Genomic DNA, 16,146 nt, shown 5'->3' on the forward strand with positions numbered 1-16,146 from the left:
ATATAACCTAAGCAGAAAGCAACTCATCTAACTTACTCTGATATTTCTGCTCTAGAGCTTTGTTACCTGCTTTGTTTTCGAGATCGACCAAGATTTTAAGCGATGGAATTTGATAGCCATAACGCTGGTGGAATTTGAATAAACGGATTCGAGCGTCATTGTAATCGGCGTCACTCACTTCAATTTTTGATAACTGTAGTATCGATTTTACGCGGTTTGGATCGTGGTCAATCGCTCTGCTGAAGTAGTACTTCGCTTGGTCGGTATTGCCAGCCTTAAATGCGCAAAACGCGGCGTTTTCATAACTTGCAGACACCAAGTAGTAGTAGGGTTGGTCGATGGCGCGATTGAAGTAATTATCGGCTTGTTCGTATTCGCCCTGTTTACACAAGAAGGTACCGTAGTTGTTCAATACATTGCCATTTCTTGAATCAAGACTGAGTGCTTTGCGGTAAGTGCTTCTCGCTTCATCTACTTCACCCACTTGTTCGTAGTAATGCGCCATTGAAAGCCGAGCACGGTAGTAGCTAGGTGCGTGTTTAATCGCGAGCTCAAGGTTTTCACGCGCTCTCACCATATTGCCTTGTCCCATATAGCCCAAACCTAATTCGATTCGAGATTCAGACATCGCGATAGGATCACTTTCAATCTTTGGCGGTCCTTCAGTGACAGAGACACAACCGGCCAAGGAAAGCGAGGCAAGTAGTACCACACTTGATAACGAAAGAGGGCGGGACAACGAAATCGGATTTGAAAATGATGGCTTGGCAGGCATGTGAAGCTCCTTATGAACACCAACCCATCATATGAAATCAAACCCATTGAAGTCGTAAATCTATCATGGAATGCGACCCACACACCATAAAAAAACCGCGTCCAATTCGTCGTTTTATCAACAACATACTGAACACGGTTTATGTGTTTGTGAATCGGAAGAAAGAACTTAATCGTCTTTGGTAAAGTTGTCTTCGCTGAAATGATCCAGATCGTAAGGCGTTTGTTGGTAAACGCAGTAGTTTAGCCAGTTTGAGAACAACAAGTGTCCGTGGCTGCGCCAGCTTGCAACCGGTTTGTTGTCTGGATTGTTATTCGGGTAGTAGTTGATTGGTATCACAGGCTCCATGCCTTCACCCAAATCTCGAATGTACTCATTGTGAAGTGTGTGAGAGTCGTACTCAGGGTGACCCGTTACAAACACGTTTCGCTTATCTTTGGTTGCTGCTAGGTATACGCCTGCAACATCAGAAGTTGCAAGAACATCAAGGTCAGTATGTTCCGCTAAGTACTCTTGAGAGAAGTCCGCATAGCGAGAGTGCGGAGCTAAGAATGTATCGTCGAAGCCACGTAAAATAGGGTGGTATGGGTTATGTATCTCGTGGTTATAAACACCAGACAGCTTCTCTTTACGAGTGCGTTTTGGCAAATCATATAATAACTTCAAACCAGCCTGAGCCGCCCAACACACGTATAGCGTTGAAGTAACGTGCTTGTTTGCCCATTCCATGATGGTTTTCAGGTGATCCCAGTAGATCACATCTTCAAATTGAACCAAGCCAAGCGGCGCACCAGTGATGATCAATCCATCAAAGTTTCTTTCTTTGACCATTTCAAATTGGCGGTAGAAGTTATCAAGGTGTTCAGTCGGTGTGTTTTTACTTGGTCGGTCATCAATGCGCAGCAGCTCTACATCCACTTGCAATGGGCTGTTCGATAGTAGGCGTAAAAATTGAGTTTCAGTTTCAATCTTCTTCGGCATTAGGTTGAGGATCAAGACTCGAAGTGGACGAATTTCCTGTGTCGATGCTCTTGATAACGGCATAACGAAGATGTTTTCTTCACGAAGAACATCGGATGCTGGCAATTGGTCTGGAATGCGAATAGGCACAGCTTTCTCCCTAAGCTAGATATGTAGACGTCTATACATCTAAATCTATAGTAGTTTGATACGCTTGTCGATATGCAAAATGGATAGATGTAAATTATTTGTGTTTTCTATCAGAAGCAATCCACGCGCTTCGAGGGGAGTCTCATTGTATTCAGTGATTGTCTGAGTCGTGTGTAAGTACTTGGTTTTCGTATGCTGAGCAGAGGCAGTTATCAGAGCAACTCGTTACTATTTACGATAAACTCATGTTTTCAAATTAGCCTGTAAAGTGACAGATGAAGTTAATACTCATTCGAGGGTTGCCCGGCTCTGGCAAATCAACAAAAGCAAAAACCTACGATGTATTGCATGTCGAAGCCGATATGTATTATGTGAATGAGCAAGGTGAGTACCATTTTGATCCTAGGCAGCTGCAACAAGCTCATGAGTGGTGTCAAAACACAGCTGAAAACGGCTTAAAGCAAGGGCTTGATGTGGTTGTTTCAAATACCTTTATTAAGCATTGGGAAATGAGAGCCTACCGCCAACTTGCACGCAAATATAAAGCAGAATTAATTATCGAAGTCTGCCGAGAGCAATATGGCACGATTCACGACATTGAGCCGTCGGTGATTAAACGTATGGCGAAAGACTGGCAAGAATAGCCTCGTGCTTATCCAGCTTGGCTGAATGGAAAATTGAATCAAATTAATAGAACAACTTCAAGGTAACGATTGAAATGGCAAAGCTCTCTGTTGTGGTCGACATGACTTCTTATGGTATCTATTCCACATGGGATTCCAAATCTAAAGATCTTCCAAAAATCCAAAAGTTCACCACTACCGTTGATGCTGAAATCGATGTGGAATTTGGCTATATCTTGAATATCAAGAAAGCCAAAGGCGAAAAGATTCGTTACTGCATTTATCACCCAAACATCACCACAGACAAAGGTGAAGTGCTCGAACCGTTCGATGGTGAAGAGTATGTCGGCAACAATGACTGGGATTTCTACTTAGGTGACACTATCTGGGCTCCTGTCTCGAACAAGCTAGGAAAGTGGCGCATGACGGTTGAGCTAAAAGGCAACATCATCGCCGACAAGACATTCGACCTAGTAGCAAAAGACGAAGGCCAATTCTGGAAGCGTAGAGGGTTTTAGGTTCGACCTTCTATGTTCACCTAAACAACAAAAAGCCGAGCATCGTGATGATGTCTCGGCTTTTTTCATTGTGCTAGATAGAAGTGACTACCTAACTAATGGATTCGATTATTGCGTTACGTAAGCCACAACAAACTCAGTGATTGCGACCATGTCTTTCACTGCAATGTACTCTTCAGTGGTGTGAACTTTCGCCATACCAGTAGAAAGGTTAACTGTTGTCAGGCCTTTTGCGTTGAAGTTGTTTGCATCGCTACCGCCGCCAGTGCGTTTAGTGTTCGCTGTGACGCCAAGCTTCTCAAACGCCGATTTGATAGAAAGAATGTGCGGATGATCGTCTGCAATAACGAATGCATCGTAAGCACGAGTTGATTCGATTTCTACTTCAGCGCCGAACTGCTTAGCACTTTCTTGGAATGTAGAGATCATGTGCTCAACTTGAGCCGTTAGCTTTTCGCCGTTTAGAGAACGTGCTTCAGCCACGACTTTAAGCTCTGGCATTACGATGTTAGTTGCTTGACCACCTTCAACAATACCAACGTTTGCTGTCGTTTCTTCATCGATACGAAGTAGGTTCATCTTAGTGATAGCGTCTGCAGCAACTTGAATTGCGCTGATGCCTTCTTCTGGTGCTAAACCAGCGTGAGCAGGGCGACCTTTGATTTTAGCAACAATCTTCTGCTGGCCAGGCGCTGCGTTTACGATAGTGCCAATTGGACCGCCTGTATCAAGTACGATTGCGTGCTCAGATTGAATGTAAGACATATCGAAGTTCAAAGAGCCGAACAGACCGCCTTCTTCGAATACAGTAAATGCAATCTCGATAGTTTTGTGCTCTTGTCCTTCAGCTTTAATGCAACGAACCGCTTCCATGATAGCTGCGATACCAGACTTGTCGTCACCACCTAGAATTGTGTTGCCTTTTGAACGGATGATACCGTCTTCGATGATTGGCTCAATGCCGATGCCTGGCGTTACTGTGTCCATGTGGCAGCTGAACACTGTGCTACCTGGAAGAGTGCCATCTAGACGAGCGTAGATGTTGAAACCATTAGACACTTCTTCAGGAACCGCCAGTTTGTGAACTTCAAAACCTAGTTCACCGAGTTGCTCAGCCAAAGCTTCAGCAATCGCTTTTTCGTTACGAGATTCACTATCAATTTTCACTAGATCGCAGAAATGTTCTACAAGACGTTGTTCATTAATTTGGGTCATTGTTAATTCTCATTATGCTTCCGCTTGTTCAAAAAGAAGCCGCGGAGGTAGGAACAGGAAAATCACTATAACGCCAATGAGGTAGATGATTGTCTGAGTTAAATCAAGAAAGTTGCCTGATTATTCTAATTAATGAGAAAAACCCAATTCAGATCCACCAGTGCGCAGGATTTTAATCTGTATATCTGTCGGGTATAATGTTTGACCGCTCTTAAAAAAACGTCAATAAAATTGGAATTCAATCAATAATGGCCCTGATAAATGAATAGAAACAATGTGTTAGGTTCATTCCTTTTCGTGGTGCTGATGAGTATTGTGCTGGGGCTGTATTTGCTCTATCCAACTTATGACGACGATTTAAAGCATATTCGCCCTGAAAACCCGAGTGTTTATAGTCCAGAGAAAGAGTTATCACTCTCTCAATATGGATCTGCGTTGATCGATATTCTCGATGTATCTCGCGGTGACCCTAATTTAGCTTCCCAACAACTTGAGGCTCTCCAAGCCAAGTTCCCAGACCAAGATAAAGCCATCTATCGTGCTTACGAATTGATGATTTTGTCCAACCTCGCGCAACATAAGTTGGATACCGAAGCAGTTTCCGAATACGTCAGGCAGATTAAAGCACTCGCACAACACGAACATATGGGTTGGCTAAAGGCCCAATCTCTCGTTGAATTGGCGATTGAATACATCAGTAAGGGTGAGCTAGCGGAATCTGAAATCCAAATCAGAGCAGCGATAGATATCGCAGAATCGCTTCACTATGAAGAGTTGTTGATTAAGGCCTATAACACGGCTGGTGTCATCAATAACATCCGCAATGACTTTCCTGAAGCTCAATACTTTTTCCATAAAGGTTTAGACCTTGGTAAGAAGTACCCTCATCACATCTACAACAGCAAGTTAGTGTCAAATATGGCACTGCTTTATATCTATTTGGAAGACTGGCCTAAAGCGCTCAAGCTGATTAAAAGAGCCAAAAAGCTCTATTACAAGAGTGGACTACTCGAAGCGTCTACCATCGGCGTGCTGCATGTGAATGAGTCTTTTGCTTATCTGCGCAGTGGTGATTTAGTCAAAGGCCGAGAAGCATATCAAAGTGCGGCTAAGCTAAATGGCGATAACGTGAGTGAACGATACAAAATCATCCTATTAAAAGCAGAGAGTGATGTGTTGTTGGCGGAAAAGAACTTTGAGTCAGCACGACAAGTCGCAAACTTGTGTCTTAGATACCCAGGCGTGGACAAATACACACTTCAATTGGGGCAGTGTTACCTAAATAGAGCCTTAGCGAACATTGGTTTGAACCGAGATAATTTTGTTTTTGCTGATCTAAAGCGATCGTCTGCAATGTTCGATGTTGTGGGGACTCGCAGCTGGAAGGTCTTCGGCTTAAGAACACTTGCTGAATACTATGATTCAAGAGGCGACAGCGAGAACGCACTTCGCTACTTCAAGCTCTATTACAAGGGTAATAAAGCGCTGCTATTTGATAAGCGCCAGAGTGATATCTTTTTACTCGAGCAAGATTTCGCTACGGCATCATTAGCTCAAGAAAACGAACTGCTTAACGCAGAAAAAGAGTTGGGTGAGCTGACATTAGATAAGCAGCAATTACGGAATCGAATCGTCGTCGCTTTGGGTATCATGGTGATGATAAGCGCCACGTTACTATTGATAAGGTTACGCTCGATCCAGAAGACCAACAAAGAACTACTTAAGCAATCAACAAGATGCGAACTGACAGGCTTATACAATAGGCGTTACTTAGAGCAACGGTTAACTCAGCCGATGCCACATCATTTGTCGTCGTTTGGGTATACGCTCGCTATTCTAGATTTAGACCGCTTCAAACAAGTTAATGACACTTATGGGCATGATATTGGTGACCAAGTGCTGGTGGAAGTCGCTAAGCGTTTAGAGAAAATCTTATCAACAAACGATGTAGTGGCAAGATGGGGTGGGGAAGAGTTTGTTTTGTTGCTGGCTGGGAATCAAGATCCTAATAAAGAGCTTGAACTGATAAGACAAGCGATCGCTGACCGACCGATTGAAACGCATTCTGGCCCATTAGAATTAACCACATCGATTGGTGCGACGACTCATCTAACGGGGCAACAGTTGAATAGCCGTACCTATAAGAAACACTTGAAATCGGCAGACGATGCTTTGTATCAAGCTAAGCAGTCAGGGCGCAATAAAGTCGTTATCATTTGAGTTCCTAAACTTAGTTAATCCCCTGCAATCAAGAAACCTGAACTTCAATAACTAAGCGAATAAGAGTGCTTATCTGAACTAATACGGCTATTTACTCTTATTCGCTTAATTCATACTGTGATTTAGCTTGGTGGGTTACTTAGCGACACCTTGAAGCATTTCAACCAATTCGCCTTCTGTCGCTGGTTCGCTAGCGAGTTCAATCACAGCCGAAGCTCCTCCCTTTAACATGTAGGCATGGGTTCCGCAGTGGTCATAGTGGAACCATTTACCATCTACACATACGTCGGTATAACATTTTGGGTCTTGTTTAAGTTCCATATCAATTTCCTTATTAACATTTGCCTAACGTTTTTCAGACTAGTTGATCACAAATCTAGGTAAATTGATCTAAATCAATCTAGAGTGTAATTGATGATTTAATTATCAAAATAAGAGAGGTGTGTCTAGCGAAGGAGCGACCTCTCGTTGGGCACTGCGCTCAAAGGTCGTGATTCTGGTTGGCAACTCTCGCTCTTTTGCTTGCCAGGTGATGCTTTTCTACATACGCTAGCTACTCTCTTAATCCCTATACAGACTTGATTGTGCTGGAAAATGACTAATATCTTTATCGTTGTAATTGTTCTGGTTGTGTTCTTTTACTTTATTCAAAAGTATGTGGTGAAACACGATGACACCAAAGACCACGCTTATCAGAAGAAAGGCGCGTTGATGTCGGCGCAACAGGCGACATTCTATAATGCGCTAAAATCAGCTGTGGGCAACCATGGGGAAGTGTTTGCTAAAGTCAGCATGTCGAACGTACTTGTTCCTGCTAAGACGAACAATAAGAAGAATTGGTTTATCGCCAACAACAAGATCTCACGTAGTTACTTCGACTTTGTTGTTTGCGACCCGCGAACGCTAGAGCCCCGCGTTATTATCGAACTTGATAACGGCAAAGAGCTCAATAAAGGGAAAGTCGATCGCGAAAAGCTACTAATTCACGTGTGTAAATCGGCAGGTTTACCTCTGATTGGTGCATCTATTAAACACAGCTACCAAGTGAGCCGTTTGAAGAGGTTACTGGCAGCACACATCGATTTAATCGAGCCATCAAAAGAAGTGCGATTTTGTAAGAAGTGTGGTAGCCCAATGATCATCAAACTGGCAAGCCAAGGCGATTACAAAGGCCGACGCTTCTTCACTTGTAGCCGCCAGCCAAACTGCACCTATACCGAAAACTACAACGTTGTATTCGATGTTGAAGAATAGTTGGTATCGATAGTAATGCATCCGGTTGGACTCGATTCAATCGCTTAGATACGAATAAGTTATACAAACTAAAAAGCCGAGCATTGATTATGCTCGGCTTTACTAATATTAAGTGGATTGGTTTAGACTAAAACGCGTAACGCATACCGAGCTGTAGCTCATCTTCGTCGTTATCGCCTTGCCCACCTTCGCCCTCGTCTAACATGTTAAACTTATAACTACCAAAGAAGGCCACATCGCCAATATAACGTGCGTATTCTAGACCGATAAAGTTAATGTCGTAATCTGCAATATCGTCAGCTTCAAAGTAGCTGTAGGTCAGGTTGACGGTGTTGACACCAAACGAGTATCCCAAGTAAGCATCTGCAGAATCGTAGTCTGAATCTTTTACGCCTAGACCTGAAATACTACCAAATTGATAGAGTGCGGCGAACCAAACCCCCTGATCGTTGGTGTACTTAACCGCACCAATATAGGCATCAGAAGTTTCTGTATCTGTCCCAACGCCATAGGTTTCATCACTTGACGCATAACCGACGCCAATATCTAACCCAATCGAAGTGCTGCCGGCGACAACTGCACCGAAGCCGTCACTTTGTGCTGATTCACTATCTGAATTGAAATTGCCATCAATTTGAAAGGTGATGTTGTCGCTTGTCAGTTCATAACGTAAAACATTTTTTGCTCGATCAGCAGTCGACACCGTGTATTCATTGATATAGCCGCTGAAGGTTTCAGCCATATCCGTCCAATCGGTTAAGTAGGTAACGGCATTATTTTGGTGGCCATAATAGACGTTACCGTGATTGGTTTGAACACCCGTATATAAGAATCGAGTGTTAATGCCGATATCATCTGATGCGCCATCTTCAGACTCTGTTAGTTCGAATTCATATTTCCCAAAAAAGGAAACATCGTCCGACGCTTTTTGTGTGCCATCGACACTTAAGCGGACACGTGATCTATCACTATAGGTGCTACTATTACCAGCACTTTTATTCTCATCAGAGAAATTCCCTCGAACTTCTGCGCGGCCGCCGATATTGAATACTGTTTCATCTGTCTCATAAATGGTCGCCGCCGATACGGCAGATGTCGATAGTATGCTCACCACTCAATGGCGATATGTGATTTTTTCATAATTTATTCCCTATTTTTCACACTTGTATTTATCGTAAACCATAAATTCACGTATAGCATTGAATTTAGACTATTAATTCCTACAGGTTATGAATATAGGCGCGCTTTACCATTATGCAAATTTCATTATGTATTACTGTGCTGTATGTATTCAAAATAGCTATGATGTGTGGGGTTGGGTTTTGAATTGCTTATAGATTGTTGCTCTTGAGGGAGATTAATTGTAGCTGATGTTTTTCGACTATAGAGTGCTATCGTATTTATGTATGTTGGTAATAACCCGGCCACTTTATATGAAAAATCCGAATTTAGTCATTGCGGCCTAGTAATTCGATGACGACGATTACAAAATCGTGGTGATTTTTATGAATGATGTATTTCAGTGAGTTACAAAGCCTCTGCGTGCCTTTCACTTATAATGATCAAAATACTACGGTAACCCAGTGGGCAAGCAAAATTTTTGACACTAAATATAGGCATTGATCTATACCTGTATGGTTACTGTAAAGGCCAAGAAAAACGGTATAGACAACAAAAATCCCAAATTGAACACATTAGGTTAGTTAATTGGTTGTCATCAAGGATTAGAATTTTTTCTAACTAAACTTTGTTTTTCAGCGGTTTGACGATAATCTGGGTGTAAAATCGACATGTTGTTATGTCTTTGATTGCAAAGTGAGCAAACGAATCGCAAGATGCCAGTTAATACTTGCACCATCTGTTTATCATAGATATCATCGTTGGCGTTCTAAGGGAATGCGTCCGTAGCTCAGTTGGTTAGAGTACCGCCTTGACATGGCGGGGGTCGGTGATTCGAGTTCACTCGGACGCACCATTCCTTATTTGTTTTTATTGCATAACTATTGAGTTTGTCACAATGGTAGTAATAAGAAATTAGAACATCGCCCGCTTAGCTCAGTTGGTTAGAGTACTTGCATGACATGCAAGGTGTCACTGGTTCGAGTCCAGTAGCGGGCACCAAATTCGTTCTTTCTGAACAAGCAAAAAGCCCACCTAGCGTGGGCTTTTTTGTGTCTGCGTTTCTGGAAAGTACCTTAAATAGCATCATTCTTGTCTGCCTCCCCGTTGAATAATTATTGGATGAGCTAAGTGACTCATATCTCTCAAACTCGATTTGTGACCGCGTGGTGACCATGCTGTGACAACCTTCTAAGCATCTACAGTTTGGAGTAACAGAACATTTAAGAAATAGTCATCAGCACATTTTTAAAAAGAATGCTCTCGTTAATCTGAGTCTGGTGCGGTTTGAAGGGTCCAGCACTACGGTTAATGCAAAACTACTATAGAACTTAGGCTCAAGTTATCAACGTTAACTTTGTGCGGCCAGTGAAGTGGGTGTGCAACAAATTATAGTGTTCTTGTTAACGGGTGATGGCTGATGAGTTATTTCAAGGTGAACTAGGCGCCAGTTGTAGGTGAGGGTAGATTCAAGCAGAGTATGGAAATGTTCAAAAATGGGAAATAGAAAAGAGCCAAATAAACATGGGTTCATTTGGCTCTTTTTTGAGTAGCTCTCATTAATGCAATTGCTTCAAAGAAAAACTGATCCGTGATTGCATTGCAATCAACAGCCAACTGGCATCTCGATTATTTGGCTTGTCTTTACATAGATGTAGTGCTTTTAGTACACCGCGCGTGACTGAATCAATAAAGACATGTTCATGATGGAATTTATCTGGCCACAGTTCAGTACGTTGCTTGATAAGTTCGTAAATTTCATCGTATAGCCAATCAATATCTTGATGAGAGATTTTCTGAAAACGCTGAGCCTGAAGAATGTCACAGCACAAACTGGTGCAGTGAATAGCTAGAGGTGAATAAGCCATTTACTTTCCTCCATTTAAATTAGCATCTAATAACTTTTCAAAAGCACTGCCGTCTTGCCTGGTTAGGTTTGGTATATATCGGCTGTAAACTGTGAACAGCATTTTTGTAGTGGTATGGCCCATTTGGCGAGCTATCCACTCAGGTGCTTCTCCGGCTGCTAACCATAATGTTGCAGCCGTATGTCGAGTCTCATAAGGGCGGCGATATTCCATTCCCAAGTTTTTAAGTGTCGGCTTCCAGATTCGGTCTCTGACGTTACCTTTATCTAAAGGGTTTCCAGCTGCATTGCAGAACACATACTCCTTAGTACCAGTCACTTTGTATTGGGATTTTATAGCTTTAAGTACAACAGATGACATTTGAATGTCTCTTGTTGAACCCACCGTTTTCGTTGTGTCTGAACGGCCGTGTACAAACGTTTCTCGAACTGAAATTAAACCACGCTCAAAATCTATGTACTTCCATTTCAGACCATCGATCTCTGAGGTGCGCATTCCGGTGAAGAAACGAACGGTGAAGTAATCTTTAAAATCGGAACGTACCGATGATAAAAACAAGTTCACTTCGTTAAAATCAAACGGGTTTACATTAGTGCGTTCAACACGTAGTGGTTTGATGTTTTCAAACGTCGAACGAAAATCGTAGCGATCTCCGGCTTCGCTCAAAATCATGCGCAGTGGTGTCATGACATGATTAATGAACTCGGCAGATAATTTTTTGCCGTTGTTACGCGGTTTCACTAAAGAAGCACGGTACTTTAAGATGTCAGGTCGAGAGATCTTCGCGACGTCTAAATGCCCGAAGTGAGGTACAAGGTACGACCATAAGTAGATCTTCATACTGTCCTTATAGCTTTCTTTCCAACGCACTTCGTTTTCGTCGTACCACTCCTGTGCGAAGCTTTCGAACAAGACAGTTTCAATTCCTTGTAGCCCTTGTACTGCCGTTTTGTAATTACCAAGTAATTCCTGTTTGCGTTTTTGAGCTTGGATGTCTTGTTTCAAAAATGTTTGAGCTTTCTTAGACTCAGGGAAGTACTCACTATATACAAAACAACTCAGGCGAATGTCCGCTTCAATTTGATTTAGCAGTTTCTGTAGCTTGCGTTGGTTTACTTGAGTTGCAGGCAGTGCAGTTTGCTCACGGCAACGCATACCTTCATATCGGAAGTCGAGATAGAGCTTACCGCTACGTGAATTGATACTACCCATGACACACCCTCCCGCCAGCCATTGGAATATACTGAAGGTTACGTGATGCAGATTGGTATAATTCTGCCTCTACCTCTTCCCAAATGTAGAGAATTTTTCTACCATTGAATGGTCGAATGTAGTGTTTACCTTCGATGAAAATTGAATCTCGCAGAGTCGAATTGATATAGTTGGCGCTAAATTTGATACGACCTGCAAGCTCTTTTGCTGTAAGTAATAATTGGTCCATTTGACCTCCATTGTTTGTGTTTTATCAAGACACATTATTATATCTTTTAGGAATTGATGTGTGATTAGATATAACTTAAAGGAACTTATAGATAAAAAATCAGCGGAAGAGGGACGGAAGATCTCTGGAGCTCAAATTGCTGCCGAAATAGGTATTCAGCGTTCGGCCATGGCGAAAATGATCCGAGATGAAGGGTACACTACAACCACAAAAACTCTTGATGCCTTGTGTCAGTACTTTGATTGTGATGTGTCAGAGGTTATTTGGTATCAGAAAAGGAATATTAGCTAAAAACTTATCGAGTGAAATGTAGGGTGTTTTTAGTCGTCACTTTACAATAGGTGTAGGCTGCTGTTTTAAAGCATTCAGCAAGGAGCGTTTATTCATGGCTCTTTACACCATAAATACAGTCAGCCCTAGTTTCGAGTAGACAGATAATGTTCCATCTAGAACATCACCAATCTTATCGGGTTGTCTCGAACGAACCTTGATTTATCTAGGTAGACTTTCGTCAAAGTGAGCAGTCAATTGATAGGCTTCTGGTTGTTCTTTTAGCAGCTTTTGGTCTTGTATGACGCCCATACGTCGCAAGTAATAACTGACTAAAGCTCCACGAGTTACTATTTCCATCTTCTTGTTTTTCATAGCGTAGTCGTCAGCAACAACAACTTGTTGTTGCTCAGACAAGTAAGGGTTAGGTGTAATCATTAACTTAACTTGATGGTTCCAGTTGTCATCATGTTCTCGCATTTTTGGTGACTTATCCATTAAGTCAGGTTCGTTCCTAAAGCGACTTAACACGAAATCTCGAAATTCATTTTTCTCTTCACAATATGCTCTTACATGCCACCTGATCCCATCATAGACTAAGCTGTGAGGCGCAATAATTCGACCTCGAACCTCAGGTGTAGAGAGCGATACATAGTCAATATCGACGCGAAGGTTAGCCCTTGCTGCCGCAATTAATCCTCGAACAATGCTTGGTGATATAGCCCTTTCAGGAACGTTCAATACGGTCGATTGAGCTTCCCCCCAATTAAAGAACTCGAAGGTCTCTTCTTGGTTATATTGCTGATGAAGCATAAGTAGATACTCATGAGCAGTGCCTTGAGTAAATAAAGGCTTAAAGTTGTCTGCTGGCCTATAGCCTTTAATTGTTCTATCCAGTATCAATTGACCTTGGTCAGTTAAGCTAATGTACTTGTTGATATCCCTAGAAGCTTGTTGTCTCCCTATGTGAAAAGCATCACATAGGTGATTTGTCGTCAGTCGACCCTCCCAAAGAGCAATGATCTCAATTAGTCGAAATCGTACTTGTTGGTCCCATTTGATATCTGCTTGACTCATGTTCGTGCTCATAAATGTTACATGTTGATGTATACAGTATATACATGTAGTGAAAAAGTACATATATTTATTGTGGATATTGGCAAGGGCAAGAAAAGTCAGGAATCTTTACTGTGAGAGAGTCGATGGTATTGAAAGCTGTAACCTGATTTAGTGGCCACAAATTCAAACTGGTTGATTTTCAGTCAAGAAAAACAACATAACTCGAGATAGATACGATGATGTATGCCGGATTGACCAAAGTTATCGCAATAAATTCTTATCAGAAAAACAAGATGTTTTCTGAGTATTCTTTTGACGCTCCCACTCAGATCACTGGCGGTAACGGAGAAGGCAAAACATCACTTTTAAGGCTCATTCCGTTCTTTTATGGAGCGACTGGCACGCAGATCGTCAGGAAATCGAATGTCAATAAGCCCTTTGCAGAATGGTATTTACCACACAACAACAGTTATATTGTTTTCGAGTACATTACTGCTCGTGGTCAAGTTGCTCATGTCATTTGTTATCGAAACCTTAGTACTAAAGGTGGCATTGTTTACCTTTTCGTTAAAGGTCAGTTTGAGCAGTCAGTGATCATTAAACAAGACAGCGAAGATAAGCCTTACGCTATCGGCTGTACAAAGCTGGCCGCGGAGCTGAACGCTAACGGCTTAGAATACGAGTCGCGTATTACTAGCGTCAAAGAGTACCGCGAAATTATCCAAAATATTAATGCAGGGAATTTGAGCAATCAGTTCCTGAGCTACTCTTTGTGCTCTGGTCGTCATGATGTCCGTCACATTGAAAAAATCACAGCGGCGTTGATTCAAGGTGAATTCAATATGGCCGACACAAAGGCGCTTTTCCTGGATATCCTCGAGCAAGGAAATAGCACATTAGAGTTTGGTGTGGATGCAAACAGAATTGAACAATGGTGTGATGACTACAACGGCCTAACAGCGTTCCTAGCCAAAAAAGAAGCGTTCATTGAAGCTATTGCGAACAATAAGCAGATTGCCTATCTAACCACTCAGCTCGCCAATGCCTTAACAATCATTCGTGAAGCCTCTGAAAGCCTTGATGAATCTCTTAAGAAAACCGAAATCGAGCGCTCAGATTTTCTTGAAAACAGTGACAAGCAGATTGGCGAAATTAATCAAGATAAGCTTGATAAAGAGGTTCAAAAGAGCGCTCTTCAACGCTCTATCACAAGTATTAACTCTGAGATCGAAGTACATCACAGCAAGCTTATAACATACGAAAATAGTGGTTATCCAGAACTGTCCGTTAAGCTAAAGCAATTGCCAGAAATGGAAGACAGGGTGGCACAACAAAGACAAAGTTACGCCGATCTTGAAACTAAGGTAAATGATGCGAAAGCAAAGTATGAGAAAGACAAACAAAACCTTGTTAGTAAGTTCAATAAAGAAAAGTCTGACCTAACAGAGCAAAAACTTGATGCCGAGAAAGAGTGCAAGGTTAAAAAAGACAAGATAGACGATGTATATCAGCCACAGTTAAAGGAACTGACCCAAACCCATACGATTTTTACAGCGGATAAATCTCAGGCTCTTATGGAGCATAGGGCTGAACTCGCTACTCAAAAGCAGCGACTAAAGAACCCAGATATTGATGAGTTTCTCATTGAGCAGAGAGAGCAGTTGGAGTCTGAGAAGGACAGATTACAAGAACAAGTAGACACGTTAAAACACACGACAACTTTGAGTGAGAAGGAAGGAGTCAACTTACAAACTAAACGTGAAAAACTACTCGAAAGATTAGAGGCCACTCGTCGAAATATGCGCGATGCCGAAACCAGGCTAAAAGTAGTCAGTAACCGATTAGACCCAGATTCAGGAACCTTGTTCTCGTTCCTGGAGGCTAATCGACAGGGGTGGCAAAGCTCTCCACTTGGTCGTGTTCTCACCGATGAGCTTTTGATGGACACGACACTCACACCATCAATGACTGAAGATTCAGGTTCAATGTACGATTTATATATCGATACGAGCAACCTAGCAGATTGTAGTGTCACCAACAAAGCTGATGTGGAAGAGCAGGCTCACTTGATGGACCGTATCGTTGAGCTTGAAGACGCAGAGGCTGATTTCAATAAGCAAATTTTGAAAAATGATTTTGCTGTTAAGCAGTCAACGCTTGAGTTATCACGATTACGCAATGAACTGCGAAACGCTGAGGGTGACCTATCACAAACTAAGGTTAACCTTAAAAACAAGAAAATAGAGATTGCCCGTGCAAAAGAGGGCTTAGTCGAAAAAATTAATATAAACATCAAATCGATTGAGAAAGCTATAGCCCTGATTGATAGGGAAATCTCAGTAACGCTTGAACGTTTTGAAGAAGCAAAATTAGAGCTAAACAACGACAGGCTTACTCAAATTAGCAATGTTGAATCATCACTTGATCTCACGATCGGAGCTATAGATGAACTACTGGAAAAAAGTACTCTGACGTTGGGCGAGAACAAACAGCGCATCAAAACGGAGTATGAACAGCGGTTGAGTGATCAAGGTATTAGCGGTGAAATCTATCAACGCTACAAAGAAGAAATTGAATTGCTTGATAATGAGATCAAAAACTTAAAAGTGAAGTCTCATAAAATCAAAGAATACGAGATATGGCTTGCTGTTTATGAAGTGGATGATCCTAAGAG

15 protein-coding genes and 2 tRNA genes are annotated in these 16,146 nt (G+C 42.0%); 8 read left to right on the forward strand and 9 right to left on the reverse strand.

Translation table 11 applies throughout. The features are described 5' to 3' along the window. Positions 1 to 7 precede the first annotated feature (7 nt). Positions 8 to 775, reverse strand: a complete 768-nt coding sequence (gene pilW / locus AB4623_RS01690; RefSeq protein WP_017065536.1) for a type IV pilus biogenesis/stability protein PilW — start codon at positions 773 to 775, stop codon at positions 8 to 10. A gap of 168 nt (positions 776 to 943) precedes the next feature. Continuing rightward, entirely contained in the window at positions 944 to 1,885 is a 942-nt protein-coding gene (metA, locus tag AB4623_RS01695; protein WP_017066439.1) for a homoserine O-succinyltransferase, read from the reverse strand. 275 nt (positions 1,886 to 2,160) lie between these two features. Between metA and AB4623_RS01700 the strand changes: the two genes are divergently transcribed. Next, a complete protein-coding gene (locus tag AB4623_RS01700) occupies positions 2,161 to 2,529 on the forward strand; it encodes an ATP-binding protein (protein ID WP_017070899.1) in 369 nt (122 codons plus the stop codon). A gap of 74 nt (positions 2,530 to 2,603) precedes the next feature. Then, complete coding sequence (locus AB4623_RS01705) at positions 2,604 to 3,026, forward strand: DUF3859 domain-containing protein (protein ID WP_372145618.1); 423 nt, start codon at positions 2,604 to 2,606, stop codon at positions 3,024 to 3,026. A 108-nt stretch (positions 3,027 to 3,134) separates the two neighbouring features. On the opposite strand, the gene AB4623_RS01710 is transcribed toward AB4623_RS01705, so the two are convergent. Further along, the gene (locus AB4623_RS01710; RefSeq protein ID WP_017059177.1) at positions 3,135 to 4,241 is read right to left on the reverse strand and encodes a M20/M25/M40 family metallo-hydrolase; all 1,107 of its coding nucleotides are present in this window, start codon (positions 4,239 to 4,241) and stop codon (positions 3,135 to 3,137) included. A 261-nt stretch (positions 4,242 to 4,502) separates the two neighbouring features. Here AB4623_RS01710 and AB4623_RS01715 point away from each other — a divergent pair, with 261 nt between their 5' ends. Further along, positions 4,503 to 6,461 (forward strand): diguanylate cyclase domain-containing protein, encoded by a 1,959-nt coding sequence (locus AB4623_RS01715; RefSeq protein ID WP_372100456.1) that lies wholly within the window; start codon positions 4,503 to 4,505, stop codon positions 6,459 to 6,461. A gap of 135 nt (positions 6,462 to 6,596) precedes the next feature. On the opposite strand, the gene AB4623_RS01720 is transcribed toward AB4623_RS01715, so the two are convergent. Then, positions 6,597 to 6,782 carry a hypothetical protein gene (locus AB4623_RS01720; protein WP_372145620.1) on the reverse strand — a complete coding sequence of 62 codons (186 nt, stop codon included), beginning with the start codon at positions 6,780 to 6,782 and terminating at the stop codon, positions 6,597 to 6,599. Between the two features lie 273 nt (positions 6,783 to 7,055). On the opposite strand from AB4623_RS01720, the gene AB4623_RS01725 reads away from it, so the two are divergent. Then, the gene (locus AB4623_RS01725) at positions 7,056 to 7,715 is read left to right on the forward strand and encodes a DUF2726 domain-containing protein (RefSeq protein WP_017065541.1); all 660 of its coding nucleotides are present in this window, start codon (positions 7,056 to 7,058) and stop codon (positions 7,713 to 7,715) included. A gap of 127 nt (positions 7,716 to 7,842) precedes the next feature. Here AB4623_RS01725 and AB4623_RS01730 read toward each other — a convergent pair whose 3' ends face one another. Beyond that, positions 7,843 to 8,826 (reverse strand): porin, encoded by a 984-nt coding sequence (locus AB4623_RS01730; protein WP_372117490.1) that lies wholly within the window; start codon positions 8,824 to 8,826, stop codon positions 7,843 to 7,845. Between the two features lie 787 nt (positions 8,827 to 9,613). Between AB4623_RS01730 and AB4623_RS01735 the strand changes: the two genes are divergently transcribed. Then, positions 9,614 to 9,690, forward strand: a tRNA-Val gene (locus AB4623_RS01735). 69 nt (positions 9,691 to 9,759) lie between these two features. Further along, a tRNA-Val gene (locus tag AB4623_RS01740) sits at positions 9,760 to 9,836 on the forward strand. A 557-nt stretch (positions 9,837 to 10,393) separates the two neighbouring features. Here AB4623_RS01740 and AB4623_RS01745 read toward each other — a convergent pair. From AB4623_RS01745 to AB4623_RS01755, 3 genes are read right to left on the reverse strand one after another with little or no spacing between them, the layout of a single operon-like run. Continuing rightward, positions 10,394 to 10,702 carry a hypothetical protein gene (locus tag AB4623_RS01745; protein ID WP_102321029.1) on the reverse strand — a complete coding sequence of 103 codons (309 nt, stop codon included), beginning with the start codon at positions 10,700 to 10,702 and terminating at the stop codon, positions 10,394 to 10,396. After that, on the reverse strand, positions 10,703 to 11,914 hold the full coding sequence (locus AB4623_RS01750) for an Arm DNA-binding domain-containing protein (RefSeq protein WP_372145622.1): 1,212 nt from the start codon (positions 11,912 to 11,914) through the stop codon (positions 10,703 to 10,705). It abuts the gene before it with no gap. Then, entirely contained in the window at positions 11,907 to 12,143 is a 237-nt protein-coding gene (locus AB4623_RS01755) for a hypothetical protein (RefSeq protein ID WP_102321027.1), read from the reverse strand. Before AB4623_RS01755 ends, AB4623_RS01750 begins: the two co-directional genes overlap by 8 nt. 60 nt (positions 12,144 to 12,203) lie before the next feature. Here AB4623_RS01755 and AB4623_RS01760 point away from each other — a divergent pair, with 60 nt between their 5' ends. Further along, positions 12,204 to 12,434 carry a helix-turn-helix transcriptional regulator gene (locus tag AB4623_RS01760; RefSeq protein ID WP_102393890.1) on the forward strand — a complete coding sequence of 77 codons (231 nt, stop codon included), beginning with the start codon at positions 12,204 to 12,206 and terminating at the stop codon, positions 12,432 to 12,434. Positions 12,435 to 12,635: 201 nt separating this feature from the next. Here AB4623_RS01760 and AB4623_RS01765 read toward each other — a convergent pair whose 3' ends face one another. Further along, positions 12,636 to 13,490, reverse strand: a complete 855-nt coding sequence (locus AB4623_RS01765; RefSeq protein ID WP_102321025.1) for a WYL domain-containing protein — start codon at positions 13,488 to 13,490, stop codon at positions 12,636 to 12,638. A 275-nt stretch (positions 13,491 to 13,765) separates the two neighbouring features. On the opposite strand from AB4623_RS01765, the gene AB4623_RS01770 reads away from it, so the two are divergent. After that, positions 13,766 to 16,146 (forward strand): ATP-binding protein (locus AB4623_RS01770; protein ID WP_372145624.1); only part of this gene is annotated, 2,381 nt, incomplete at its 3' end.

This window comes from Vibrio sp. 10N.222.52.C12 (assembly GCF_041474215.1).
Lineage (GTDB): Bacteria > Pseudomonadota > Gammaproteobacteria > Enterobacterales > Vibrionaceae > Vibrio > Vibrio crassostreae_C.